Source organism: Dactylosporangium darangshiense, assembly GCF_039537565.1.
GTDB classification, from domain to species: domain Bacteria; phylum Actinomycetota; class Actinomycetes; order Mycobacteriales; family Micromonosporaceae; genus Dactylosporangium; species Dactylosporangium darangshiense.
In genome coordinates this window covers 92,442-117,242 of sequence record NZ_BAABAT010000004.1, presented here as the reverse complement: position 1 = coordinate 117,242, position 24,801 = coordinate 92,442, and the positions used below count along the sequence as shown (strand labels likewise).

The window sequence follows — 24,801 nt, the reverse complement described above, 5'->3', positions numbered from 1 at the left end:
GGCCCGCGAGCCCCCGATCACGGGTCCGACGAGATGATCACCGCGTCCGGAGGGGGCTCGCGGCGGTGTTCGACCAGGTGGCGGATGCCGGTGTTCAGCACCGCCACCAGCGGCACCGCGACCAGCGCGCCGATGATGCCGGCCAGCACCACGCCCGTCGCGATCGCCACGATGACCGCCAGTGGGTGGACCGAGACCGCGCGGCCCATGATCAGCGGCTGCAGCACGTGGCCCTCGAGCTGTTGCACGGCGATCACGCCGATCAGGACGACCAGGGCGGTGATGGCGCCCTCGTCCACCAGGGCCACCAGGACCGCCACGGCGCCGGAGACCGTCGCGCCGACGATCGGGACGAAGGCGCCCAGGAAGACCAGGGTGGCCAGGGGGAACCAGAAGTCGACGTTCAGGAAGAAGAGCAGCAGGCCGATGCCGAGAGCGTCGATGAAGGCGACCAGCACCGTGGCGCGGACGTAGGCGACCAGGGTGTGCCAGGAGGCCTCGCCGGCGCGGCGGATCGGGTCGCGGGCCGGCGTGGGCAGGATGCCGGTCAGGAAGTACCAGATGCGCTTGCCGTCGCGCATGAAGAAGAACGTGACGAAGAGGATCAGCAGCATCAGGGCCAGGAACTCGACCGTGGCCGTCGCGGTGTTGACGGCGCTGTCGGTCAGGCTGCCCCGGTTGTCGCTGAGCCAGGTCGTGGCGGCGTCGAAGGTGGCGTCCAGCTGGCGGCCGCTCAGGTGCAGCGGGCCCGTCGTCAGCCACGTCTGGATCTGCTGCACGCCGATCGACGCCTTGTCGGACAGGGCCGGAAAGCCGTCGACGAACTCGCTGATGACCAGGGTCAGCACGCCGGCCACGGTGGCCAGGCCGGCGATCAGCACGACGAACGCGGCCAGCGACGGCGGGAGCTTCACGCGGCGGCGCAGCACGCCCATCACGGGGGCCAGCAGGGCCGACAGCAGCAGCGAGATGCTCAGCGGGATCAGCACGGTCTTGAGGCGGCCGACCAGCCACAGCAGCACCGCGCCGGCGGCGATCAGGATGAGCAGGCGCCAGGACCAGGCGGCGGCGATGCGCAGGCCGTGCGGCACCTCGGCGTCGTCCCGGCTCGTCGTCGTGGTGTGGCTCAGGTCCGGCTCGGGCTCGGGGGGCGGATCCGGCACGGCGGCCTGCTCCGCGGCGGCCGCGGCGGCCTCGCGCTCGGCCTTGGCGGCCTCCAGGCGCTGCAGGTATGCGCGGCGCAGGCCCGCCCGCACCGTATCGAACCGGCCCACGTAACGAACCTCCCTTGACACGCAACCCCGCCACCTGCCAGGACCCCACCGTAGTCCGGGTCGCGCGGCGTTGGCACGCACCCAGGCGGTAGCGTCGCAAGCGTGACAGCACAACCCGCGGCCGGCTACCCGTCATCCACCGCCCAGACGTCCGCCGCTGCGTCCGAGGAAGCCTTGCCGATCAGGCTTCTGCACGACCGGGTCCTCGTCCGGCTCGAGGGCGCCGAGGGCGAGCGCCGGCACGTGTCGGGGATCGTGATTCCGGCCACTGCGTCGGTCGGCAAGCGGCTGTCGTGGGCCACCGCGGTCGGCGTCGGGCCCAACGTGCGCTCGATCGTGTCCGGGGACCGGGTGCTGTTCGACCCCGAGGACCGCTCCGAGGTGGAGCTGCAGGGCCGCGACTACGTGCTGCTGCGCGAGCGGGACGTGCACGCGGTCGCGGCCCGCCGGGTCGAGCCGGACTCCACGGGCCTCTACCTGTAAGGAACCGGCCGCTACCGGTAGTAGGCCGGGAACATGGGTGGGGGCGCCGCCAGGGTCACCGGGACCGGGACGACCGGAGTGGGCGGCGCGTCGAGCACGCGCACCACGCCGTCGGGGAACGTGATGTGATAGCGCGCCCCGTCCCACACCGCCCGCGGCGACTGCGGGTCCCGCCCGACGAACACCTGACGGTAGGCGTCCAGCGCGATGAGCAGCTGCCGCTCCTCGGCCAGCGCCTCCATCCGCCGCTTGGGCTCCTTGTCCAGGCCGCGGTGCAGCCCGTCGCGCAGCAGAGCGAGCCGGGTGGCGTCGAACTGGAAGGCCCGCATCGCCTTGGCGCCCGCGTCGCCGGCCACGCGCTTGGCCCAGCGGCGCGCGGAGATCCTGCGGCCGAGGGTGCCGAGCGCGGCGACCTCCGGCGGGGAGAACCAGCCGGCCCGCGCGTACTCGCCCAGCACCCGCTCGGTGAGCCGGCCCTCGTTGGCGCGCAGCCACAGGGCGAACCCGACCATGCACAGGAAGATCGGCATCATCACCGTGAAGTAGCCGTAGAGCAGCACCCAGGCGCTCGTCGACGCGGTGACCGACATGAAGTTCCACGAGCCGTGCAGCATCATCGCGACCAGCAGGCCGGCGAGCGGCGCGAGGAAGCGCACCGCCTTGGTGGACGAGCGCGACGCGACGCCCAGCCCGATGCCGGTCATCGACGTGAACAGCGGGTGGGCGAAGCCGGTCATCAGGATCCGCACGATGAAGATGGCGACGAGCGCGGCCGCGCCCGAGACCGGCCCGGTCTTGTCGGCCGTCTCGCCGTACCCCTTGAAGCCGAGGTACAGGATGTTCTCCACCATCGCGAAGCCGGTCGCCGACAGTCCACAGTAGACGATGCCGTCGATGATGCCGGAGAACGCGCGCGGGCGGCGCCAGAACAGCAGCGCCGGGCCGAGCGCCTTCATGCTCTCCTCGATCAGCGGGGCGAGGAGCACCGCGACGAGGCTGTCCTTGATGCCGGCCTGCTCGGCGAAGTAGCTGCCGGCGGTGTTGACGACCAGCGCGACGCCGGTGGCCACGCAGGCACCCCAGCCGAAGACGAAGACCAGGTACTTCACCGGCTCCGGCTCGTAGCGGTCCAGCCACAGGAAGCAGGTGACGAGCACCGGCACCGGGATGACGGCCGAGCCGACGCCGACGAGCAGCGCCGTCCAGCCGCCGCTGAAGCCGAAGAAGGCGAGCACGGCCACGCCGCACAGGGCGATGAAGCTCATGACGCCGATGAGCGTCCACAGCCGGCGCCGGTCGGAGCGCTTGGCCGGCGGCGCGGCGGCGAGCGCGAGCGCGGCCGTCGGGTACTCCTGCTGCCCCGTACTCGGCTCCACCGCCGAGGTCACGTTGGGCACCCCGAGGCCGGGCAGGGCCGACGGCCAGGCCGAGGGCGGCGCGGCAGCCGGATGAGGGGCCGCCGCCGGAGGAGGAGCCGCCGCCGGAGGAGGAGCCGCGGGAGGAGGAGGAGCCGCGGGAGGAGGCTGTTCCTGCGCCGCCGGGGGCTGGTCCGGTCGCCCCCACGGACGGTCCGGCGCGGGCTGCGGCCCCTCGGGCTGCGGCCCGTCGGGCGCGCCGCTCGGCGAGGCCCAGGGCGAGTTGGGCGTCCCATTCGGCGGGAGTTCGCTCATGACGCAACCTTATCCGCGGTACCGTCGGCTCAGGTCATGAGTGCCAGCGCACAAGCCCCGGCTTGCTGGCCGGCAACCCTCGCGTTCGCGGCGGGGTGCCCCGGGTGATGACCCGGCCCGGCACGCGGTGTGCCCGGGCAAGCGCGAGCGAAGGGTGCTCCCTGTGTCCGATGTGCTGTCCCCCGGCGAGGTCAAGCTGCGCGACGGCCGGTCCGTCGACTTCGCCAACCTCGACATCGCCGCCACCGCGCCGTGCCTGCGGGTCGTCGCGGACGCGGTCGCCGACCTGCTGCCCTACTACGGCTCGGTCCATCGCGGCGCGGGCGCGCTGTCGCAGCGCTGCACCCGGGAGTACGAGCTGGCCCGGGAGAGCGTCGCGGACGCCCTCGGTCACGGCCCGGGCGAGACCGTGATCTTCACGCGCAACACGACCGACGCGTTCAACCTGCTGGCGCGCGCCCTGCCCGCGGACACCACGGTCGTCACGTTCGACGCCGAGCACCACGCCAACCTGCTGCCCTGGCGCGACACGGCCCGGCTTGCCGCGCCGCGCACCCCGGACGAGGCGGTCGCGGCCCTGGAGGAGCACCTGCGGTCCACCCGAGGCCGAAGCGTGCTCGTCAGCGTCACGGCGGCGAGCAACGTCACCGGCGAGGTCTTCCCGGTCGGGCGGCTGGCCGAGGTCGCGCACCGCCACGGCGCCCGGATCGCGGTCGACGCCGCGCAGCTCGCACCGCACGCACCGGGCGCGCTGGCCGGGCTCGGCGCCGACTACGTGGCGTTCTCGGGGCACAAGCTGTACGCGCCGTTCGGGGCGGGTGTGCTCGCCGGCCGGTCGGACTGGCTGGAGGCCGCGGAGCCCTACCTGGCCGGCGGCGGCGCGAGCGCGCACGTGGCCGACGACGGCGCGGTGCGCTGGGCGAGCGGCCCGGCCCGCCACGAGGCCGGCACGCCCAACCTGCTGGGCGCGGTCGCGCTGGCCACCGCCCTGCGCGCGCTGCGCGAGCGGGAGCACGGCGACCGCGAACAGGCCCTCGTCCGGCGGCTGCGGGCCGGCCTGGCCGCCCTGCCGCACGCCGAGGAGCTGCGGCTGTTCCCGGCCGATGCCGAGCGGGTCGGCATCGTGTCCTTCGCGCTGCTGGACCGCGACCCGGGCGCGTTCGCCGACGAGCTGGGCCGCGACCACGGCATCGGCGTGCGCACCGGGCTGTTCTGCGCGCACCCGCTCACCCGCCGCCTGCTGGCCGAGGCCGCCGCGCGCAAGGGCGCCGCCGCGGCACCTGCTCAGGCGATCCGCGCCAGCATCGGCATCGGTACGACCCTGGAGCACATCGACCGGCTCCTGGCCGCATTGCGATAGATCGCCTGGTGTAAGCGACGGTAGAGAAAATAGCCCACATCGATCGGCTACTCGCCGCCCTGCAGTAGGTCGCCCATCGCGGCGACCCGGTCGAGGACGGCGGACGGGGTCAGGTCGGCGGCGGTGAGCTCGCCGGCCTCGACCTCCTGCCAGGTCAGCGGCGCACTCACGGTCGGCGTCTCGCCCGCACGCAGTGAGTAGGGCGCGACGGTGGTCTTGAACGCGTTGTTCTGGCTCCAGTCGATGAACACCTTGCTGGGGCGCAGCTGCTTGGCCATCTTGGCCACGACCAGGCGCGGGTGCGCCGCGGCCAGCTCCTCGGCGAGGGCCTTCGCGTAGCCGCTGACCTCGTCGGCGGGCTCGTCGCCGGGCAGCGCCACGATGAGCTGCATGCCCTTGCGGCCCGAGGTCTTGGCCACGGCGGACAGCCCGTCCTCGGCCAGCCGCTCGCGCATGAGCAGCGCGACCTGGTAGCACTCGGGCAGCCCGGCCGGCGGGCCCGGGTCGAGATCGACGACGAGCTGGTCGGGGTCGAGCGCCCGGCCCTCGTCGTCGACGCGCCACTGCGGGGTGTGCAGCTCCAGCGCGGCGAGGTTGGCCAGCCACACGACCGTGGCCAGCTCCTCGACCACGATGAAGTCGATCTTCTCGCGGTTCTTCGACGAGCCGGGGACGGGCAGGCGCACGGTGCGCACCCAGTCGGGCGTGCCGGCGGGCGCGTTCTTCTCGAAGAAGCTGGCGCCGTCGACGCCGTTGGGGTAGCGGGTGCGGGTGAGGGGGCGGCCTTCGAGGTACGGCAGCAGGGTCGGCGCGATGCGCGTGTAGTAGTCGAGGACCTCGCCCTTGGTGAAGCCGGCCCGCGGATACAGCACCTTGTCGAGGTTGGAGATCTCGAGCTGGCGGCCGGCGACCTCGACCCGCAGCCGGTCAGGCATCGTGCACCTCCTCCGGCGCGAGGTCCGGGCGGATCCGCAGGAACCGCGGGAAGCGCAGCCGGCCGTCGCGCGTGCGGTGGCCGAACTTGACCTCGACGACGAGGCTCGGGTCGACCCAGACGGCGCCGCGGGCGTCCTCCCGCGGTACCGATGCGCCGAACGGGTTGTTGCTCGTCGACAGCGGCTCGAGCGCGGACAGCAGCGACCGTTCGGCCGCGCCGGAGATCCCGCCGCCGACCCGGCCCCGGTAGGCGAGGCCGTCGGGGGTCGGCACGCCGACCAGCAGGGCGCCCAGCGCGCGCTTGCCCGGCCGCCAGCCGCCGACCACGAACTCCCGGCTCTCGTCCAGCTTCACCTTGATCCAGTCGGCCGTGCGAACTCCCTGGTGGTACAGCGAGTCGGCCCGCTTCGCCACCACGCCCTCGAGGCGGTTCTCCCGGCTCGCGGCCACGGTCGCCGCGCCGTCGTCGAAGGACGGCGGCACGACCGCGCGGGGCCCCAGCGCGAGGCGCTCGAGGCGTTCCCGGCGGATTCGGTACGGCAAGGAGACCAGCTCCTCGCCCTCCGCCCGCAGCGCATCGAAGACCAGGTAGGTGACCGGGACGGTGGCCGCGAGCCGGGCGGCCCGGTTGGGCTCGCGCACGTGCATGCGCTCCGCGAGCACCTGGAACGACGGCTGACCGGCCTCGTCCATGGCCACGACCTCGCCGTCGAGCACCGAGTCCGACAGACCCCGCCCGACGTTGGCCAGCTCCGGGTATGCGGCCGTCACCTCGGCCCCGCTGCGCGCGAAAAGCCTGGTCCGGCCCTCGAGGACCACCGCGATCGCGCGGATGCCGTCCCACTTGAACTCATAGGCCCAGCCGGGCCCGGTGGGCAGCACGCCGGGCGAGGCGAGCATCGGAGAGGGCGGGCCGGCCATGTCCACACCATAGTTCGCCTGCGAGTTCCTCGCGCCCGGCTCGAAACGATGCGATTCTGGTTACGAAGGTCGACATCCTGCGGAAAGGGTTCTTCCCATGCGCGCGATCTGGAAGGGCGCGGTCTCCTTCGGGCTTGTCTCGATCGCCGTGCGGCTGTACTCGGCGACCGAGGAGAAGGACATCCGGTTCCACCAGGTGCACCGCGAAGACGGCGGACGGATCAAGTACAAGCGGGTCTGCTCGGTCGACGGCGAGGAGGTCGCCTACGACGACATCGCCAAGGGCTACGACCTGGGCGGCGGCGAGATGGTGATCCTGACCGACGACGACTTCTCCGACCTGCCGCTGACCACCAGCCGCGCGATCGAGGTGCTGGAGTTCGTGCCCACCGAGCAGGTGGACCCGATCCTGTACAACAAGGCCTACTACCTTGAGCCGGAGCAGACGGCCGCCAAGCCCTACGCCCTGCTGCGCGACGCGCTGACCAACACCGAGCGGGTCGCGATCGTGAAGGTGGCCCTGCGCCAGCGCGAGCAGCTGGCGACCCTGCGCGTGCGCGACAACGTGCTGGTCCTCAACACGATGCTGTGGCCCGACGAGATCCGCGCCGCGAAGTTCGACATCCTCGACGAGGACGTCACCGCGCGCCCGGCCGAGCTCGCGATGGCCGGCTCCCTGATCGAGTCCATGGCCGCCGACTTCGACCCGTCCACCTACACCGACAACTACCGCGAGGCCCTGCAGGAGGTCATCGACGCGAAGGTCGCCGGCCGCGAGGTCGTCCAGCCCGAGGAGGCCGAGGAGGCCCCGGCCGCCGCGGTGGACCTGATGGCCGCCCTGCGCGCCTCGGTCGAGCGCGCCCGCGCCGCCCGCGGCGAGGAGCCCGCCGCGGCGTCGTCGGACGAGGAGGACGAGGGGGAGAAGAAGCCGACCCCGATCAAGAAGGCCGCGGCCAAGAAGGCCACCCCCGCGAAGAAGACCACGGCGGCCAAGAAGACCGCGGCGAAGAAGTCGGCCTAGAGGGGCCTAGAGGGCAGGCATCCGGAACTCCGGCGGATCTTCCCAGTAGGGCAGCCGCCGGCTCACACCATGGTCGCGAGGTCCAGTCACCACGGTGAGCTTCCACTACGAAGTGGCGTGCGTGAAATAGACCGTCCTGGACGCCCGGTCGAGCAGCAGCCCGGGCCCGATCTGCTGCCACTGCGGTGACGGCGGGGCGAAGGGGCGAAGGTCCTCGGGGATGTCGGGGGACGGCGCCGGTGACGCGGTCGTGGACAGCTCGGCGGCCTTGGCGTCGGTGACGACCACGAGGCCGTTCATCTCGTAGTCCATCGGGCCGATCTCCGGGCACGCGCGGGGCCGGGCCTCGTGCTCCTGCCAGTGGACGGACTGGATCGGCTCCAGCTCGGGGTACATCTGGCGGATCCGGGCCGGCTCGGTGAACACCGCGGTCTTCGTCGGCTTGGTCGGGTCGGCGCAGCCGGCGAGCCCCGGCACCCAGTCCTTGAATACCGAGGCCACGCCGCAGGCCGCCACCACGCACGCGATGACGGCGGCCGTGACGAACAGCGCGATCTTTGCCGGGCGGGTCACCCGTTGATCTGTACCACCTCCAGGGTCCCGCCCGCATAGTCGGCCCGGACCCGCTTCTTGTCGAACTTGCCGACGCTCGTCTTCGGCACCGCCTCGATGAACGACCAGCGCTCGGGCAACTGCCAGCGGGCCACCTTCTCCGACAGGAACTCGCGCAGGACGGCGGCGTCGGCGCTCGCGCCCTCGCGCAGCACGACGGTGGCCAGCGGCCGCTCGCCCCACTTGTCGTCGGGCACGCCGACCACGCAGGCCTCGAGCACCGCCGGGTGGGCCATCAGCGCGTTCTCCAGGTCGACCGAGCTGATCCACTCGCCGCCGGACTTGATGACGTCCTTGGCGCGGTCGGTGAGGGTGAGGTACCCGTTGGGCGTGAGCGTGCCGACGTCGCCGGTGCGCAGCCAGCCGTCCTCGAACTTGTCCGGGTCGGGGCCGTCCTCGCCGATGTACTGCGCGGTGATCCAGGGCCCGCGCACCTGCAGCTCGCCGACGGACTTGCCGTCGCTCGGCATGACCTCGCCGCCCGGGCCGACGATGCGCCCCTCGACGCCGGCGGGGACGCGGCCCTGGGTGTACCGGTACGCCCACATCTCCGGCCCCTCCAGGCCGTGCGGAGCGCGGGCGATCGAGCCGAGCGGGGACATCTCGGTCATGCCCCACGCGTGGATGACCTGGATGCCGTAGCGGTCGGCGTAGGCGTGCATCAGCGCCGGCGGGCAGGCCGAGCCGCCGATGACGACCTCCTTGAGCGAGGACGTGTCGGTGGGGTTGGCGTCGAGGTACGCCAGCAGATCCGTGAAGATCGTGGGCACCGCGCCGGCGAAGGTCGGCCGCTCGGCCGCGATCATCTGGGCCAGCGGCGCGGCCTGCAGGAACCGGTCCGGCATGACCAGCGAGGCGCCGCTCATGAGGGCGGCGTAGGGCAGGCCCCAGGCCATGGCGTGGAACATGGGCACGATGCACAGGTCGCGCACCTGCGGGCCGAGGCCGAAGCTCTCCGCCATGCACACCTCCATCGAGTGGAGGTAGATCGAGCGGTGGGAGTAGGCGACGCCCTTGGGGTTTCCGGTGGTACCGCTGGTGTAGCACAGCGCCGCCGCGTCGTCCTCGTCCACGGCCGGCCAGTCGAAGGTGTCCGGCCGGCCCTGCAGCAGCTCGTCCCAGCGGTGCACCGCGACGCCGTCCTTCTGCAGCTTCGCGGTGACAGTCTGCCAATCTTGTTGGTCGCCCACGACGACGATGTGCCGGATCGTGGTCAGGTGCGGCAGCACGCCGGCCAGCAGCGGGATCAGCGTCGAGTCGACGATAACGACCCGGTCCTCCGCGTGGTTGGCGATGTAGATCAGCTGCTCGGGGAACAGGCGCAGGTTGAGCGTGTGCAGGACGGCGCCCATGCTCGGCACGGCGAGGTACGCCACCAGGTGCTCGGCGTTGTTCCACATCAGCGTGCCGACCCGCTCGTCGCCGGTCACACCGAGCTCGCGCAGGCCGTGCGCAAGGCGGGCGGCCTGGCGGCCGACCTCGGCATAGCTGGTGCGGCGGGAGCCCTCGCCGGTCCAGGTCGCGACCTCGGAGTCGCCGTGGACGGTGCTGCCGTGCTGCAGAATGCGGGAGATCAGGAGGGGTGTCTTCATCATCGTGCTGCGCATGAGTTGCACGCTAATGTGCCCTGCGCCACATTGGAACCCCGCGCTTACTCGTCGGTAACCGCCCTTGATACGAAAAGTCCGGCACCTCCGGTGCCGGACTTTTCGGACTTATCGTGATTTTTATGTATCCGCCCGCTTAGAAGGCTCCGACCTTGGCCTCCATCTCGGCGGCCGCCTCCTCGCCGTCGGCCGGTGCGGGCGCGGCGCCCTGCAGGGCCTTGTTCGGCAGCGCCACCGTGATGAGCGTGCCGACCAGCGCGACGACCGCCGCCGACATGAACACCGGGTGCAGCGCGTTGACGAAGATGTGCTCGACCATCTGCAGCTGCGCCGGGGGCAGCGCCCGGACCTGCGCCGGAGCGTTGATCGACACGCCGCCGGCCGCGCCGTGCATCTGCTTGGCCAGCTGGTTGTTCATGACCGCGCCGAGCGCGGCGACGCCGACCGAGCCGCCCAGCGAGCGGAAGAAGGTCGCCGCCGACGTACCGGCGCCCATGTCGCGCAGCTCGAGCGAGTTCTGCACGGCCAGGATCAGCGGCTGCATCGCCAGGCCCAGGCCCACGCCGATGACGGTCATGTAGATGAACGCCTGCCACAGCGGGGTGTTGACCTGGAGGCTGGTGAACAGCAGCAGGCCGGTGCCCATGATCACGGTGCCCGCGACCGGGAACCACTTGTAGCGACCCAGCTTCGAGATGACCCGGCCGGCCACGATCGACGTCACGATGACGCCGGCCATCATCGGCAGCATCAGCAGGCCGGAGCGGGTGGGCGTGGCGCCCTTCACGATCTGCAGGTACAGCGGCACGTAGATGATCGAGCCGAACATCGCGAAGCCCAGGATGAACGTCGAGACGTTGGCCAGCGAGAACGTGGCCCGCTTGAACAGCCGCAGCGGCAGGATCGGCTCGTCGGCGCGGTTCTCGACGATCACGAAGAGCGCGGCCAGCACCGCGAAGCCGGCGAAGAGGCCGATGATGGTGGCGGAGTCCCAGGCGTACTCGTTGCCGCCCCACGACAGCGCGAGCAGCAGGGCGCTGCAGCCGGCGACCATCAGGGTGGCGCCGAGGTAGTCGACGCGGTGCTCGCGGCGGGTGTGCGGCACGAGGCGCAGCACGCGGCCGCAGACATACAGGGCGAAGATGGCCAGCGGCACGTTGATGTAGAAGATCCAGCGCCAGTCGTTCTCGGCGAAGTAGCCGCCGACCAGCGGCCCGGCGACCGAGGAGATACCGAACACGGCGCCGAACAGGCCCTGGTACCGCGCCCGCTCCCGCGGCGCGACGACGTCCGACACGATCGTGAACGCGAGCGTCATGAGACCGCCGGCGCCGATGCCCTGCAGCGCGCGGGTGGCGATCAGCTCGGTCATGTTCTGCGAGAGGCCGGCCAGCAGCGAGCCGGCGAGGAACGTCGCGATCGCGAACAGCAGGACCGGCCGGCGGCCGTAGAGGTCGCTGATCTTGCCGTACAGCGGCGTCGACGCCGTCGAGGCGAGCAGGTAGGCCGTGACGACCCAGGAGTAGTGGTCGAGCCCACCGAGGTCACCGACGATCGTCGGCAGCGCGGTGCCCACGATCGTCTGGTCGAGCGCGGCGAGCAGCATCCCGGTCATCAGGCCGCCCATCAGCAGCATGATCTGCCGATGGGCGAGAGTCGGCCGGGCCTGTTGCTCCGGCGGCGCGGTGGTCATCGAGCGTCCCTTTCGAAGGTTGTGCCAGTCTGCGGGAGTCGTTCGGCGATCGACTCGTTGAGCCGGGTGAAGAGCTCCGCGAAGAGCTGCCGCTGCCGCGGTGTCCACCCGGCGAGGAGCTCCTCCCAGATGGCCAGCCACCGGTCCCGGTTCTCGGCGAAGACCTCGCGCCCCAGTTCGGTGACCTCGACCAGGCTCGCCCGCTTGTCGGACGGGTCCGGCAAGCGGCGCACCAGCCCGGCGTTCTCCAGCGCGGCGACCTGCCGGCTGACCGTGGAGAGGTCGAGGCTCACGTCGGTGGCGAGTGCCGACAGCCGGAACGGTCCGTCGACCGCGATCCGACTCAGCAGTACGTAGGCGGGGCGCTCGAGGCCGCGACCGGCCTCGTTCCATTTGAGCGTCGCGAAGAGCCGCTCGGACAGCCGGATGAACCGGCCGACCTGCCGCCCGATGGCGGCGTGCTCGCTGTCCTCGTCCACGCTCGTGGCTCCCCCGTCGGTCGATACTTGCTTGTCACAAGCATCGGTATCCCGGGCGGCCTACATCAACTTATTAAGGCGTGATGAGCGTTACTGCGGTTCGCGACCTGCAGATCTATTCCTCGCGGCCGAACTCATAGCGATCAGCCGGATACGCCTTGTCACCGAGGACGAGCACAGGCACGCCTTCTTGCATGCTGTGCTCTTTCTTCTCCGACGGCGTGGGCATGCGGGCGGTGACGACCTCGCCGGGGTGCAACCAGATGCGCTCGCGGGGCTGAAGGGAGCGAACGCGGCTGCGATATCCGCGCTTGCTCTCTACAAGTCCCTCGCTGCGCAGGTGCGCCATGGCGTCTCGGATGGTGTCGCGACCGACGTCATGCTCCTCGGCCAAATACTTCTCCGAGGGCAGCAAACTCCCTGGTGGGAGCTCACCACTGATGATCTGTTGCCGTATCGCGTCCGCGACCTGTCGATAGAGAGACAGGCCCGAACTCCGGGAGATCATGCTGGCGACCATACGAATGTCAATCGGCCGCGGTTTCTGTAGCCTTAGGGCCCATCATAGTATCCTTGTGGACGAGCGCGGGGCCGGGCTGGGCGGTCCGCCCCCGCGCTCATCCCCCGAGACGGGGTGTGGCGCCCGTTCCACTGCTGCGAGCCGCGCGGGCGCCACACCCCCCAACCCGAAAGGACGAACCCATGGCAGTCGAGGAAGAGCCCCTGACCCCGATCGCCGGGATCGACCTCCGCTTCCTGAACGCGGTCATCACGGAGGACGAGGGCGAGCCGATCCTGCTCGTCGACGACGGCGACGTGCAGATCGAGTTCACGTCGGGCATGAACGGCAGCTGGGAGCAGGCCATCGTCGGCGCACAGCGCCTGGCCTCGACGGCCCTCGAGTACGCCGCCATAGTTCGCCGGCGCCCCGGCCCGAGCTAGCCCGGCTCGCCCGCCCCGCACCCCACACGTCGCCACTGGCTGTCCCAGGGCGGCTTTTTCATGCTCCGCAGGTCCGCCCGGCAGCTCCGTCATCTGCGGTCACCCATAGGCGCCCGCCGTGACCCGCGTTACTGTGATCGCCATGGGCATGCTGTGCGCGGTGAGTTTCAATCGCTACGGGCGGCTGTTCTACTTCGACCCCGGTGACCTGAAGCCGCAGGTCGGCGACCGGGTGCTGGTGCCGACCGACGACGGGCCCGAGGTGGCCGAGTGCGTATGGGCCGCCCAGTGGGTCACCGAGGAGACCGAAGGCTTTCCGCGCCTGGTCGGCCTGGCCGGCGACGACGACCTGCGCCGCGACGAGCTGCTGCGCAAGCGGAAGGCCGAGGCCAAGGTCGCGGCGAAGCGGCTCATCCGCGACCACGAGCTGCCGATGAAGGTCGTCGCCGTGGACCACGTCCTGGACTCCGCGGGCGGCGCCGGCGCGCGGACGACGATCTACTTCACCGCACCCCATCGGGTGGACTTCCGGTCCCTGGTGCGGGACCTGGGCGCCACGCTGCACTGCCGGGTCGAGCTGCGCCAGCTCTCGGCGCGCGACTCCGCGCGGGTGCAGGGCGGCATCGGCTCGTGCGGTCGCGACCTGTGCTGCGCCACGTTCCTCAACGACTTCGAGCCGGTCACCATCCGCATGGCCAAGGACCAGGACCTGCCGTTGAACCCGCTGCGCATCTCCGGCGCCTGCGGCCGGCTCATGTGCTGCTTGAAGTACGAACATCCTCTATATCAGGCATTTCAGGCGACGGCCCCCGCGGTTGGGGCGCGGGTGAGCACCCCGGACGGCGAGGGCCGCGTGGTCGGCCACAGCGTGCCTCGCGACTCGGTCATCGTCCGCATGGACGCCGACGGCTCCCGCTGCTCGTGCAGCCGGGCCTCGGTCTGCGGATCGCGCCAGGCCTACGAGGAGCGCCACGGCTAGGCCGGCGCCGCGTCGACCACCCGCAGCGCGGGCTTGATCTCCTTGCGGTACTGAATACGGACCGGTTCATCGGATGCCGCTGCGGTCCGAACCGGCGCGCACGGGTTCCTCGTGCACGGCCAGTTCGCGCCGGCGGAGCTGCTGCACCAGGCGGCGGGCGGCGGCCAGCTCCCCGGCGGGCTCGGCCACGCTGAGCGCGGCCGGGGCGCCCAACGCCGCGATCGCCGACCGGCTCGACCTCGCCGAGAAGACGGTGCGCAACCGGGTCAGCCAGATCGTGCACTGGCTCAGCCGCACGGGGAGCCGTTGACGGCGAACGCGGTCGGGTTGGGGTTGCGCCCCGCCCAGGTGCCCTGCAGGCCGAAGGTCAGCGACTTGCCGGCGTCGAGCACGGGCTGGTCGCCCGTCGGGCCGACCGTCAGCACCGCGCCGTCCTGCCTCGCGACCGCGTTCCAGTAGCTCAGCAGCTTCTGCCCGGCCGTGTAGCTGAAGGTCATCGACCAGGCCCGCATCGGCGCCGAGCCGGTGTTCGTGAGCGTCACGTCGGCGACGAAGCCGTTGTTCCACTCGCTGCGCTTGACGTACACGACCTGGCACGTGCGCGTCTCGGCCACCGTCGTGCCGACCGTGGCGGGCGCGGCCGGTGCGCTGCTGCCGGCGGGCGGGCGCGCGGACGCGCCGCGCGACGCGGTCGGGCTCGCCCCGCCCGCCGACGGGGAGCGCCCAGGCGCGGGAGAGACCCCCGCGGTCGCCGGGCCGTGCGTCGCCCGCGGGTCGAAGGGCAGGCCGGTCTCCTGCGCAGCCAACGGCATGGTGCGCCCGTCGGGCGTCGCGAGGATCAGAACCGCCGCCAGTGGTACCAAGGAAGCCGCCGCCGCAACGATCAACCGCACCCGCCCCGAGGGCCGGCGCGTGCCCGCGACCACGGCGGCGGGCACGGTCGCGGTGACCCGGGTGCCGCCGCCCGGGCGCGACCAGACGCTCAGGTGCCCGCCGCACAGGCGCGCCCGCTCGTGCATGCCGACGATCCCGTGGTGGCCGTCGCGCTGCAGGTAGGCGAGGCCGTCCGGCACGGCGAACCCGGCGCCGTCGTCGCGGACCTCCAGCGTGATCCCGTCGCCGTCGCGCCCGAGCGTCACCGCCACCGTCTCGGCCCGCGCGTGCGCGGCGACGTTGCGCAGCGCCTCGCGCAGGATCCAGCACAGCTCGATGCCGGCCTGCGGCGCCGGGTCGGCGTCGCCGGCGTCGTCGAGGCCGGCGCTGTGCAGGATGACGCCGATGCCGGTGCGCGCCGACCACTCCTGGCTGATCGCGGCGACCAGGTCGGACAGCGGCGCGTCGGCCGGGCTGGTGCGCAGCTCCTCGATCAGGCCGCGGGCGTCGCGGGCCGCCTCGCGCCTGCCGTCGCGCCGCGTCGCGGCCAGGCGGCCGGCTCGGTCCGGCTCGTCGAGGCTGTCGGGCAGCGTCGCGGCCGGGCGGCCGGCCCGGTCCGGCTCGTCGAGGCCGTCGGGCAGCTTCGCGGCCAGGCGGCCGGCTCGGTCCGGCTCGTCGAGGCCGTCGGGCAGCGCGGCGGCGCCGAGCGCGATCGCGTCGAGGGTCTTGCTGAGCGAGTCGTGCATCTCGCCTGCCAGCCGGGCCCGCTCGTCGGCGGCGGCCGCCGCGCGGACGCGCTCGCCGCGGGCCGACCAGCGCCGCCAGGCGTAGAGCGCGGCGACCGGCAGCGCGCCGGCGGCCGCCACGGCGACCTTGGCCTCGACCCCGTCGGCGAAGAGCAGCAGGGGCAACGCGAGCAGCGCGCCGGGCCAGTACAGCAGCGCGCCGCCCAACGCCGCGGCGAGGATCAGCCCGATCGCGGCGGGCAGCGGCGCGAGCACCGTCGCGGCGGCGGCCACGGCGGCGCCCGCCACAACGAGCGCCGCGCACAGGCGGAGGCGGAGGTGATCACCCATGGCCCGTCGAGTATCACACCCCGGGTCCCCGGATCTCGGCCTCGTACGCGACAGGTCACCGGCCGGCGGCCAGCGCTGCAGCTCGGCCGGCCCAGCGCACGTCGCCCGGGCGCAGGGCCGCTGGGCTGCTGGGAACAAGCGTTACGCGAACAGCGGGTCGATGCCCGCCCCGATGCAGACGAACCCGGCCGCGGCCGCCGCAGCCTCCGGATCGGCCCGCCGCAGCGCCGCCTGCGCCTCCGCCAACGCCGCCGCCGGCGACCTCCCGGCGGCAAGCCCTTCGTGGAACGCCACCATCAGCGGCCGAGTCGTGGCATCCGGCACGGGCAGCACCGAGGCGACGAGCTGAGCCGCCCCGCGCGCCAGGAACGCCACGCCGAGCCCCATGAGCTCGTCGCCGGTCCGCACGACCGGCCGGCCGCTGTCGCAGGCCGCCAGGACCAGGGTGTGCGGCACGCGCGGCAGGCGCTCCACGTCGTACACCATGAGCGGGCCGTCGGCGAGCTCGATGTCCGAGAAGAGCGGGTTCTCCGCGGACAGGCGGCCGTGCGCGGCGAGGTGTACCAGGCCGGCGTCCGGCAGGGCGGCGAGCACCGCGCCGACCGTGGCCGCCGCGCCGGTGAGGGCGGCGCCTCGGTGTACCGCGGCGACCGCCTCCGCCTCGGGCGCCGCGGCGGGCAGGCGCGGACCGGCGACCGCCACGACCGAGCGGGCGGCGGGACGGCGGGCTCGGGAGCGGTACCAGAGCGACGCCGACGGCGCCACGGTCACCGGCCGGCCGGCGCAGGAGGGCACCAGCGACCACGGCAGGCTGTGCAGAGGCCCGGTGGGCACGACGACCAGGGGCCGCTCGTCCACTTCGGACAGCGGGCCGAGCAGCAGCGCGTCGAGCCGCGCTGCGGTGTCGGCCAGCAGCGCCCGCGCGGCGGCCTGCGCCGCGGCCGAGCGGCGGGCGTGGCGGCGCACCGCGAACGTGACCCGCTCGATGAGGTCACCGAGCTCGGCCGGGGAGCGCGTCTCGAGGCGGTGCACCCGCACCCGGCCGTCGACGACGGTGACGGCATGGAGGCGCCCGTCCCGGCGCACGTACTCCACCAGCGCCCACTCCCCGAGCGCCGCCCCCAGCTCGCGGGCCGCGACCGGGCGCGCCGGCCCGCCCCCGGCCGCGGCGCCGATGTGGCGGCTGCGGTCCCGGATGCGCCGCTCCAGCGCCGCCTGCCGGCCCACCAGGGCCGTGGACGCACCCGCGGACAGCTCGCGGGTCACGGTGCGCAGCCGGGCCAGCAAGGCCGTCAGCTCGGGGTCCTCGGGCGGCAGCACCGGCGGCGCGAGCAGCCGGCTCGCCCGGGCGCGCTCGGAGAACTCCAGCAGCGTCTCCGGCCGGCCGGTGTCCAGCGCCGCGTCCAGCCCGAGCGCGAGGAGGTCGGCGCGGTGCGCGGCGGCGTGCACCCGCAGGTCGGTGGCGCCCATCGCCGAGCCGTGCTCGTCGAGGATGCGCAGCCCGGCGCGCGCGGCGGACAGCACCCCGCGCAGGTCGCCGGCGGCGCGGTGCTGGAGCGCCCGGGCGTACCAGCCGCGCGCCCGCACCAGCGCCGGACCCCGCGACCGGGCGGCGCCGGCGGCACGGTCGAGATAATGCCTCTCGCGCTCGCCGCCCGGTGGCGCCAGCAGCGCGGCCACGACGGCGGCGTCGAGCGCGGCGCCGGGCCAGCCCGCGGCGTCGAGGGTGGCGACCATGGCGTCCACGACCGCGGGCGCGACGCGCGGGCGCCGCCCGGCGGCGAGCCGGGCCCGCAGCAGGTTGAGGCGGGCGAGCTCGGCCCAGGCGCGCCGGTCCTGCGCGCGGAAGCGGCGCAGCGCGGCCGCCGCGTGCCGCCCGGCCGCGGCCGGGTCGCCCGCCAGCAGCTCGGCCTGGGTGAGCAGCAGCTGCACCTCGGGCACCTTGAGGCGGCGCCGCTCCCGGCCGAACGTCGCCACGGCCCGCTCCGCCGCCGCCTTCGCCTCGGCGATCAGCCCGACGGACAGCAGCAGCTCGGCCCGGTCCTGGTACAGCGTCCCGAGCTGCGCGCCGTGCGCGGCGATGATCCGCTCGGCCCGGTCGAGGTGGCGCAGCGCCGCCGGCACGTCGCCGCGCAGCGTCTCCAGCAGGCCGAGGTGGTTGGCGATGAGGCCGATGGTCAGCGGGCGGCCGAGCTCCCGGGCGAGCGCCTCGGCCTCGGCGAGGTCGCGCCCGGCCACGGCGAACGCGTGGCGGTCGGCGTGCACGAGCGCGCGGTTGACCAGCATTCGCTGGACGCCGAGCAGGTCCGCCTCCCGGCGCAGCACCCGCCGCGCGGCGTCGTACTCCGCGAGCGACTCGTCGATGCGGCCCATCACGTGCAGCACGATCGCGCGCTGGGCCCGCGCCCGGGCGGCCGGCGCGCCTTGCAGGTCGGGCAGGGCCGCGTCGATCTCGCGCAGTGCGGCCTGCGGGCGGCCTCGTTGCAGTACCGCAAAGGCAAGCTTGTGCCGAGCCTCGGCGGCCAGCTGCGGCGAACCGGCGCGGGCGCCCCAGGCCGCGGCCCGGCCGAGGTGGCGCACCGCGCCGGCCAGGTCCCCCATGTGCAGCAACGCGTGGCCCCAGGCCCGCTCCGCCGTCGACGCCCCGGCCGCGTGCCCGGCCCGCACGGCACGGCGCGCGGCCCGCTCGGCCAGCGGCAGGCCCGAGCGCGGATCGCGGTCGACGGCGGCCAGCGCCGCCTCCGCCTCGGCCAGCACCAGATCCTCCGGCGGCGAAATCTCGCGCTCGCGCTGTATCACCGCCGTGCCCCCGGGACTCTGTCGCAGGAACGTTCGTGTTCGGACGGGTCGCAAACCCTGTTCCGGGAAGGACACTATCGAGATGGGTCTCGAAGCGGGCAACTCTTCGTACCAACCGGACGAGCTCGTGGTCGATCAGCTGCACCTCGACGCCGTCATGGACCTGCTGCGCGGGCTCGGCATCGGCCCCGCGGCGACCATCGGCTGCGACCACGACGACGGGCTCGGCCTGGCCCGCCTGCGCGGGCTGCACGCCGGCGACGTCGTACTCGACGTCGGCGACGTCCTGTCGCTGGTGCGCCAGCGCGCCGCCGCCGAGCGCGACGGCTGGACGCCGACGATCGGGCTCAACCGCATGGTCGACGCCGTCATCGGCATCGAGAGCCACAAGCCGATGGCCGGATCCCTGCCGATGCCGGTCGGACCCCACCGGGCGCCGGGACCGGTCGGCGGCGTCGACGACGGGCGCAACGTGCGCGTCGGCGTGGTCGACACGCTGGCCGCAACAACAGGCTCGCAGCCGTACCGCTCCGGCCACGCGCTCTTCGTGCAGAGCCTCATCCACCGCTACGCCCCGGCCGCCCACATCGAGTTCGAGGGCGTGCTCGACCCGGAGATCGGCCGCGCGACCTCCTGGGACACCGCACAGGCCATGGTGCGCCTGGCCACCGGCGAGCAGGAGTTGCACGTGCTCAACCTCTCGTTCGGCTGCTTCACCGCCGGCGGCGGCCCGCCGCTGGTCATCGCCCGGGCGGTCGAGCGCATCGCCGCCAAGGGCGTGCTGATCATCGCGGCGGCCGGCAACCACGGCGCGGCCGACGGCCTGATCAACGGGCGCAACCACGACTCCGCGTGCTGGCCGGCGGCGATCCCGCCGGTCGTGGCGGTCGGCGCCGACGACAGCCACGGCGTCAAGGCGCCGTGGAGCCCCGCCCGGCCGTGGGTGACCTGCCAGGCCCCGGGCGTCGACCTGATCGGCGACTACCTCCAGGGCGACGTACAGGTCGACACCGACCTGGTCCCCTTCACCGGCCACGCCCGCTGGAGCGGCACGTCCTTCGCCGCCGCAGTGGTCTCCGGCATGGTCGCCGCGGCCACCGTCCCGGGCGAGCACACCGCGGCCGACGCCCTGAAAGACCTGCTTGCAAAGCCTTCTCCGGTACACCCCTACGTACACCGTTAGCAGATCTCCTGCAGCAAAGCTCCCCTCGCCCGCACCGCTGCGGACGAGGGGAGCCGCCCGGCCGACGGCGCCCCTGTTCTTTACGCCTCGTTCCCGGCTCGCCCACTCCCGCGGGCCCCACGACGCCGCCGCTGCGGCGCTCCGATCGACCGCGGATCGGCGGCGGTCCTACTCTCTGCCTCTCGATTCAGGATGCGGATGAGGCCTCGGCACCCGCGACGGCGGCCGCATCACCAAGACCTGATCCGGTTGTATTTCCTCTCGCGCCAGCCGCTCCGTAGGGCGTCATCCACACAGGACGCTCGAGGGGGAATCGTTGGCTACCAGGGAGGCCGGGCTCGCCGTCGCGGTCGTGGGCACGATCGGCGTGATCGTCGCCGCATGCCTGACGTCGGGCGCGTACCACGAACTGTGTCCCGAATCGATGTGCCGGCCCGACACGCCGGCCACTGCGGCGCGCGAGGATCCGCCGCAGCAGAAGCAACAGCAACCGGAGCAGCCCGCCCCGGAGACCACCGCCCAGAAGGCGACCAAGACCCGCCCGGCCGACGCGTGCGCCGACGGGTACGTCTGGCGCGAGGCCTTCTCCGGCGACCACGTCTGCGTCACCCCGGCCACCCGCGAGCAGGTCCGCCAGGACAACGCCGCCGCCGACCAGCGCCGCAGCCCTGACGGCGGCCCGTACGGCAAGGACACCTGCGTCTCGGGCTACGTCTGGCGCGGCGCGAACGACGCCGACCACGTCTGCGTCACACCCACGATCCGCGACCAGACGGCCCGCGACAACCAACTGGCCGACTCCCGCCGCGCCCACGACTGACCCACGCGGCGGGTTATCCACAGGGGGAGGTTCGGTCTTCCGTGGTGACCGGGGGGTGCCGTACGGTCACGCAGGGAGGTTGCATGGGGCGTGGGATCGATGGGTCGTGAGATCGACGAGGCGTGGATCGAGGAGGCGGTCGAGCGCTACCGCCGCATCGAGGCCCTGCACGCCGAGTTCGACAAGGCGGTGAAGACCGTCGAGGTGACCGTCCGCTCGGCCGATGGCCTGGTCGAGGTGCTGGTCACCGCCGACGGCACGATCCGCGATGTCCGCATCGACGGCCCGCTGCACGACCGGACGAGCGAGACGCTGTCGCGCTCGGTCCGGGAGGCGGTCACGGCCGCCGCGGAAGCAGCGGCCTGGGCCCGCAGCAAGCTGCACGCCGAAACCTTCGGCGACTACCGCGCGCTCGACTGAACGCGCAACGACACGCTCGCCCGAGCGCGTGGTTGCACGCTCGGCTGAACGCACAACGGCACGCTCGCCCGAGCGGGCCAACCGCACAGCTCGCCCGAGCGGGCCACGGCAGGCTCGCCCGAGCACACGCTCGGCTGAACGCGCGACGACACGCTCGCCCGAGCGGACCACCGCACGCTCGACCGAGCGTGCGTCGAACCGATCCGCGGCCGCGCGGACGAACGGGGGTGACCATGCGGCTCGAGGACCTTGCCCACCGGCTGGACTCCGCCGCCGACGAACTGGCCGGCGCGAGCACCACACTGAGCCTCATCGACCCGGGCTCCCGCGCGCTGGGCGCCGACGGCCCCGGCGCTCTGGGCAGCTCCGCCCGCGACCTGCACCGCCTGCTCGCGACCGCCCTGACAGCCCGCGGCGCCGAGGCCGCCGCCCATGGCGCGCGCTTGGCCGAGACCGCACACGCCCTGCGCCAGGTCGCGTCGGGTTACCGCGCCGCCGAGGAAGACTCCCGGAGGGCGCCATGACCGCCCGCGGACGGCATGAGGGGCGGGCGGTCGCATGACAGACGCACTCGACCGGCCGGAGGACGCCACGACCGCCCGCGGCGGGCGTGAGAGGCGGGCGGTCGCATGACTGACGCGCTCGATCGGCTGGCCGCCGTCGGTGAGGACCTGCTCGGGCGGGTAGGAGGTGTCCTGGTCCGCGGCGGGGTGCCCGAGGACGGACCGGTCTGGGAGCTGCTGCGACGGGTCGGCGCGCTGCCGGGCGACGTGCTCGACCATGCGCTGAGCCTCGACGTGGACGGGCTGCGCTCCGCCGCATCGGAGCTGCACGGGGTCGCCGAGCGGTTCGGGGCGCTGCCGGAGCGGCTCGAGGCCGACGTCGGGCGCAGCGCCTGGGAGGGCAGCGGCGCCGAGGCGTTCGGGGTCGTCTGGAACGCCCTCGCCGAGCACATCGGGGATGGCGGCGACCCGGGCACGATCGCCGGGCGGCTCGCCGTCACTGCCTCCTACCTCGACGCCCTTGCCGGGTGGGCCGCCGGGTTCCGCTACGACCTGGCCGAGGTCATCGCGCGGGTCGCGACCTCCGCCGAGGCCGTCACGGTGCGCACCGCCCCGACCGGCCTCAGCGCCGCCGGCGGGGTAACCGGCCTTAGCGCCACCGTCGGGCCGGCCGCAGTCACCGCCGCCGTCGGTTCGGCCGGTCTGAGTGCCGTCGTCGGCCCGGCCGCGGTCGCCGCCGCCGCCGATCGTGAGGTTGGCGCGGCGGCCAACCGCATTGCCGTGCTGGTGCTGCGGTCGGCCGTCGCGGCGATCGAGGCGGCCGGCGAACTTCGCGGGCGGTGGGCGGGGCGGCTGGCCGAGCTCGAGTACCACCCGCCCCTGGTGCCGCAAGGGCCCGCGTTGATCTCCGGTGTCACGCGCGTCAACCTCTGAGCGGCCTCACTGGATCCGGATCGGGCCGTCGATCAGGTGCAGCTCCATCGCGTGGCGCGGCTCGAACCAGGACGCATCCGGGGCCGCGGCCGGGCGGGCGCGCCAGCCGCGGGCGGTGTGCCGCACGCCGATCGGGTAGATCGTCAGCGAGCCGTCCGCGCCGAAATGCATCCGCAGGAAGCCCTTGTAACCGGTGATGCCCTGCCCCGCGAACAGCTCGTTCACGTTCACGTCGAACTTGGACGCGAGAACCAGGTAGAGCGCGAAGAGCTCGCCGGCGGCGACGGCCGACAGCGGGAGGTACAACACGATGGAAAGCAGCAGTGGCAGCGGCCACTTCAGGTCCACGAACGGCAGGCTGAGCCACGCCCAGGTGCCCAGCGTCGCCAGCCCCACGAACGCGGCACCGTGCAGCAGGCCCAGCAGCCAGTGCCGGGGCCTTCGCTGCCCGGCAGCGCGGGGCATGGCCAGCAGGCAGGTGCCCATGACGTCGAGGACCACCATGAGTATCGCCGGCACCGTCACCAACCGCTGCTCCACGCCCGACACCACGCGATCGGCGGCGTTGACGAACGCGAGCATCGTCAGCGTTTGCAGCAGGCCGAGCAGCCCCAGGAACACCGGGTTGCGCCACGGCAGCCGCCAGAACACGCCCAGCGCCAGCCCGCGCGACTGCGGCTTCGTCGGGAACGTGCGCTGCAACGCGAACGTCCGCGACGGGGTCGCCTTGCGCACGAGCGTGCGCACCGGCGGCACCGCGATCTGCTCGGGCAACTCGTGCGTCGGGTACAGGTACGCGCCGCCCCCGCCGCAGGTGATCAGCTCGCGCTCCGGCCGGGAGTACCGCGCATAGTGGTGCAGGTCGCCCGAGATCATGACCCGCACGTCGGCCCCAGTCGGCGCGATGATCGTGCGCACGAAGTAGTCGAGGCTGTCGTAGGCCTTGCGGTCGTCGGTCGACTCCACCCAGCTGGGCGACGGCGGGCAGATGATGACCCGGTCGCCGGGCCCCATGCGGGCCGCGACCGACCGGAAGTACCGCAGCTGCGGATCGTCGATGTAGGCCCCCGCCTGGACGTCAAGGCCCAGCAGCCACCACCGGTGCGGCAGCTCGACGGCGAAGTAGGAGCGGTCCTGCCGGGTCCGCCACCCCCCGACGGCCCCTTCGTCACCGCGGACGAACAGCCGCAGGAATGCCGTCAGCCCGTCGTACCAGTCGTGGTTCCCCGGCACCGCGTACATCCGCGGCTGCGTCCCGTCGCTCGGCCGCTCCGGCAGCGCCGCCCGGAACGGCCCCTTGAACCGGTCCTCGTACTGCTGCCCGCTGGCCGTCGGATAGACCTGGTCCCCGCCGAGCACCAGCACCTCGCCGCGCGGCAGCTCATGCCCGTCGACGCTGAGCTCGGGCTGCGCGAGCAGGTAGGCGACGGAGTACGTGGCGTTGAACCCGTCCCCCGTGTCGGCCGCGTAGTCGACCCACAGCTCCCCGCCGTCGGGCCAGTCGTCGTCGTTGACCTGCCCCGAGTACCCGGCGCTCTCGCGCAGGATCCGGGCCGGCAGCGCGTCCTGGAGCTCCCGCTTGTCGAGGTACGCCCCGAAGAGATCGGCGAGCAGCACCCGCACTGCGGTCCCGCTCAGCAGCACCGGACTGAGCCAGGGCACGGCTCGCCGCGGCGTGAACCCCATCTGTTCCGGATCGAGCCCGGTAGGCCGCCCCCCGACGGCGGGCCCGGCATCGTCATCCTGCTGCGGCAACAACATCAACGGCTCACCCGGTTCGGCGGTAAGCTCACCGGGCGCGGGCGGCATGTCGTCGGGCATCACGGCCCGTGACGTTACCCTCGCGCGCCACGACGGGGAATCCCCTCGCGCACCCCCCGGGTCCGTGCCGTACACTCGGAAGCCGTTGCCGCCTTAGCTCAGTCGGCAGAGCGATTCACTCGTAATGAATAGGTCGACGGTTCGATTCCGTCAGGCGGCTCCACCGGCTTGACAAGCCAAAACGCAGGGTCCGGGAGGTGACTCCCGGGCCCTGCGCCTTTCCGCCGTCGGCCACTGGCCGCGCGCTAGGAACCGAGGCAGACGCGGCGCAAATGCGGACAAATCGCCAGCCCCAAGCATCGGAAAAGGCTGGTCGGCCGCGCCTAAGGGCGAGCATGCGACCCGGCATTCGAGGACGGCCTCGATGCGGCGGGCCGCTTGCCGACGGCGGCCTCG

The 24,801-nt window shown here is 73.1% G+C and carries 23 protein-coding genes, 1 tRNA gene and 1 riboswitch; of the genes, 11 read left to right on the top strand and 13 right to left on the bottom strand.

Annotation, left to right across the window (positions count from 1 at the left end):
* Positions 1-17: 17 nt before the first annotated feature.
* Positions 18-1,274, bottom strand: a complete 1,257-nt coding sequence (locus tag ABD901_RS10325) for an AI-2E family transporter (protein WP_345123810.1) — start codon at positions 1,272-1,274, stop codon at positions 18-20.
* Between the two features lie 174 nt (positions 1,275-1,448).
* On the opposite strand from ABD901_RS10325, the gene ABD901_RS10320 reads away from it, so the two are divergent.
* On the top strand, positions 1,449-1,757 hold the full coding sequence (locus ABD901_RS10320) for a GroES family chaperonin (protein ID WP_345124581.1): 309 nt from the start codon (positions 1,449-1,451) through the stop codon (positions 1,755-1,757).
* Positions 1,758-1,768: 11 nt separating this feature from the next.
* Here ABD901_RS10320 and ABD901_RS10315 read toward each other — a convergent pair whose 3' ends face one another.
* Positions 1,769-3,145 (bottom strand): PrsW family intramembrane metalloprotease, encoded by a 1,377-nt coding sequence (locus ABD901_RS10315; RefSeq protein ID WP_345123808.1) that lies wholly within the window; start codon positions 3,143-3,145, stop codon positions 1,769-1,771.
* 314 nt (positions 3,146-3,459) lie between these two features.
* Positions 3,460-3,577, top strand: a riboswitch (SAM riboswitch).
* Positions 3,578-3,599: 22 nt separating this feature from the next.
* Here ABD901_RS10315 and ABD901_RS10310 point away from each other — a divergent pair.
* Positions 3,600-4,787 carry an aminotransferase class V-fold PLP-dependent enzyme gene (locus ABD901_RS10310; protein ID WP_345124578.1) on the top strand — a complete coding sequence of 396 codons (1,188 nt, stop codon included), beginning with the start codon at positions 3,600-3,602 and terminating at the stop codon, positions 4,785-4,787.
* A 47-nt stretch (positions 4,788-4,834) separates the two neighbouring features.
* On the opposite strand, the gene ligD (ABD901_RS10305) is transcribed toward ABD901_RS10310, so the two are convergent.
* Together ligD (ABD901_RS10305) and ligD (ABD901_RS10300) are read right to left on the bottom strand one after the other, a co-directional pair.
* The gene (gene ligD / locus ABD901_RS10305; RefSeq protein WP_345123806.1) at positions 4,835-5,722 is read right to left on the bottom strand and encodes a non-homologous end-joining DNA ligase; all 888 of its coding nucleotides are present in this window, start codon (positions 5,720-5,722) and stop codon (positions 4,835-4,837) included.
* The gene (gene ligD, locus ABD901_RS10300; RefSeq protein ID WP_345123804.1) at positions 5,715-6,644 is read right to left on the bottom strand and encodes a non-homologous end-joining DNA ligase; all 930 of its coding nucleotides are present in this window, start codon (positions 6,642-6,644) and stop codon (positions 5,715-5,717) included. The genes ligD (ABD901_RS10305) and ligD (ABD901_RS10300) overlap by 8 nt, the downstream gene beginning before the upstream one ends.
* A gap of 97 nt (positions 6,645-6,741) precedes the next feature.
* On the opposite strand from ligD (ABD901_RS10300), the gene ku reads away from it, so the two are divergent.
* Positions 6,742-7,665 (top strand): non-homologous end joining protein Ku, encoded by a 924-nt coding sequence (gene ku / locus ABD901_RS10295; protein WP_345123802.1) that lies wholly within the window; start codon positions 6,742-6,744, stop codon positions 7,663-7,665.
* 105 nt (positions 7,666-7,770) lie between these two features.
* On the opposite strand, the gene ABD901_RS10290 is transcribed toward ku, so the two are convergent.
* The 5 genes from ABD901_RS10290 to ABD901_RS10270 form a co-directional block, all read right to left on the bottom strand.
* Entirely contained in the window at positions 7,771-8,238 is a 468-nt protein-coding gene (locus ABD901_RS10290) for a hypothetical protein (RefSeq protein ID WP_345123800.1), read from the bottom strand.
* Positions 8,235-9,884 (bottom strand): fatty acid--CoA ligase, encoded by a 1,650-nt coding sequence (locus ABD901_RS10285; protein ID WP_345123798.1) that lies wholly within the window; start codon positions 9,882-9,884, stop codon positions 8,235-8,237. The genes ABD901_RS10290 and ABD901_RS10285 overlap by 4 nt, the downstream gene beginning before the upstream one ends.
* Positions 9,885-10,020: 136 nt before the next feature.
* Complete coding sequence (locus tag ABD901_RS10280; RefSeq protein WP_345123796.1) at positions 10,021-11,577, bottom strand: MDR family MFS transporter; 1,557 nt, start codon at positions 11,575-11,577, stop codon at positions 10,021-10,023.
* Entirely contained in the window at positions 11,574-12,056 is a 483-nt protein-coding gene (locus ABD901_RS10275) for a MarR family winged helix-turn-helix transcriptional regulator (protein WP_345123794.1), read from the bottom strand. Before ABD901_RS10275 ends, ABD901_RS10280 begins: the two co-directional genes overlap by 4 nt.
* Before the next feature lie 115 nt (positions 12,057-12,171).
* The gene (locus tag ABD901_RS10270; RefSeq protein ID WP_345123792.1) at positions 12,172-12,564 is read right to left on the bottom strand and encodes a winged helix-turn-helix domain-containing protein; all 393 of its coding nucleotides are present in this window, start codon (positions 12,562-12,564) and stop codon (positions 12,172-12,174) included.
* Between the two features lie 194 nt (positions 12,565-12,758).
* Between ABD901_RS10270 and ABD901_RS10265 the strand changes: the two genes are divergently transcribed.
* Together ABD901_RS10265 and ABD901_RS10260 are read left to right on the top strand one after the other, a co-directional pair.
* Positions 12,759-12,998, top strand: a complete 240-nt coding sequence (locus ABD901_RS10265; protein ID WP_345123790.1) for a hypothetical protein — start codon at positions 12,759-12,761, stop codon at positions 12,996-12,998.
* Positions 12,999-13,140: 142 nt separating this feature from the next.
* On the top strand, positions 13,141-13,977 hold the full coding sequence (locus tag ABD901_RS10260) for a PSP1 domain-containing protein (RefSeq protein WP_345124577.1): 837 nt from the start codon (positions 13,141-13,143) through the stop codon (positions 13,975-13,977).
* Between the two features lie 66 nt (positions 13,978-14,043).
* Here the strand turns inward: ABD901_RS10260 and ABD901_RS10255 are convergent, their stop codons facing one another.
* The 3 genes from ABD901_RS10255 to ABD901_RS10245 form a co-directional block, all read right to left on the bottom strand.
* Entirely contained in the window at positions 14,044-14,274 is a 231-nt protein-coding gene (locus ABD901_RS10255) for a hypothetical protein (RefSeq protein WP_345123788.1), read from the bottom strand.
* Complete coding sequence (locus ABD901_RS10250; RefSeq protein ID WP_345123786.1) at positions 14,265-15,926, bottom strand: cellulose binding domain-containing protein; 1,662 nt, start codon at positions 15,924-15,926, stop codon at positions 14,265-14,267. Before ABD901_RS10250 ends, ABD901_RS10255 begins: the two co-directional genes overlap by 10 nt.
* A gap of 141 nt (positions 15,927-16,067) precedes the next feature.
* On the bottom strand, positions 16,068-18,725 hold the full coding sequence (locus tag ABD901_RS10245; RefSeq protein WP_345123784.1) for a CHAT domain-containing protein: 2,658 nt from the start codon (positions 18,723-18,725) through the stop codon (positions 16,068-16,070).
* A gap of 82 nt (positions 18,726-18,807) precedes the next feature.
* Between ABD901_RS10245 and ABD901_RS10240 the strand changes: the two genes are divergently transcribed.
* The 5 genes from ABD901_RS10240 to ABD901_RS10220 all read left to right on the top strand — a co-directional run bounded on the left by ABD901_RS10240 (position 18,808) and on the right by ABD901_RS10220 (position 22,584).
* Positions 18,808-19,908, top strand: a complete 1,101-nt coding sequence (locus ABD901_RS10240; RefSeq protein ID WP_345123782.1) for a S8 family peptidase — start codon at positions 18,808-18,810, stop codon at positions 19,906-19,908.
* Positions 19,909-20,224: 316 nt separating this feature from the next.
* Positions 20,225-20,728 carry a hypothetical protein gene (locus ABD901_RS10235; protein WP_345123779.1) on the top strand — a complete coding sequence of 168 codons (504 nt, stop codon included), beginning with the start codon at positions 20,225-20,227 and terminating at the stop codon, positions 20,726-20,728.
* A 99-nt stretch (positions 20,729-20,827) separates the two neighbouring features.
* On the top strand, positions 20,828-21,148 hold the full coding sequence (locus ABD901_RS10230; protein ID WP_345123777.1) for a YbaB/EbfC family nucleoid-associated protein: 321 nt from the start codon (positions 20,828-20,830) through the stop codon (positions 21,146-21,148).
* A gap of 233 nt (positions 21,149-21,381) precedes the next feature.
* A complete protein-coding gene (locus tag ABD901_RS10225; protein WP_345123775.1) occupies positions 21,382-21,672 on the top strand; it encodes a hypothetical protein in 291 nt (96 codons plus the stop codon).
* 105 nt (positions 21,673-21,777) lie between these two features.
* Positions 21,778-22,584: a WXG100 family type VII secretion target gene (locus ABD901_RS10220; protein WP_345123773.1), complete on the top strand. Its 807-nt coding sequence runs from the start codon at positions 21,778-21,780 to the stop codon at positions 22,582-22,584.
* 6 nt (positions 22,585-22,590) lie between these two features.
* Here the strand turns inward: ABD901_RS10220 and ABD901_RS10215 are convergent, their stop codons facing one another.
* Positions 22,591-24,405 (bottom strand): metallophosphoesterase family protein, encoded by a 1,815-nt coding sequence (locus ABD901_RS10215; protein WP_345124576.1) that lies wholly within the window; start codon positions 24,403-24,405, stop codon positions 22,591-22,593.
* A gap of 87 nt (positions 24,406-24,492) precedes the next feature.
* On the opposite strand from ABD901_RS10215, the gene ABD901_RS10210 reads away from it, so the two are divergent.
* Positions 24,493-24,568 (top strand) — tRNA-Thr (locus ABD901_RS10210).
* Positions 24,569-24,801 lie beyond the last annotated feature (233 nt).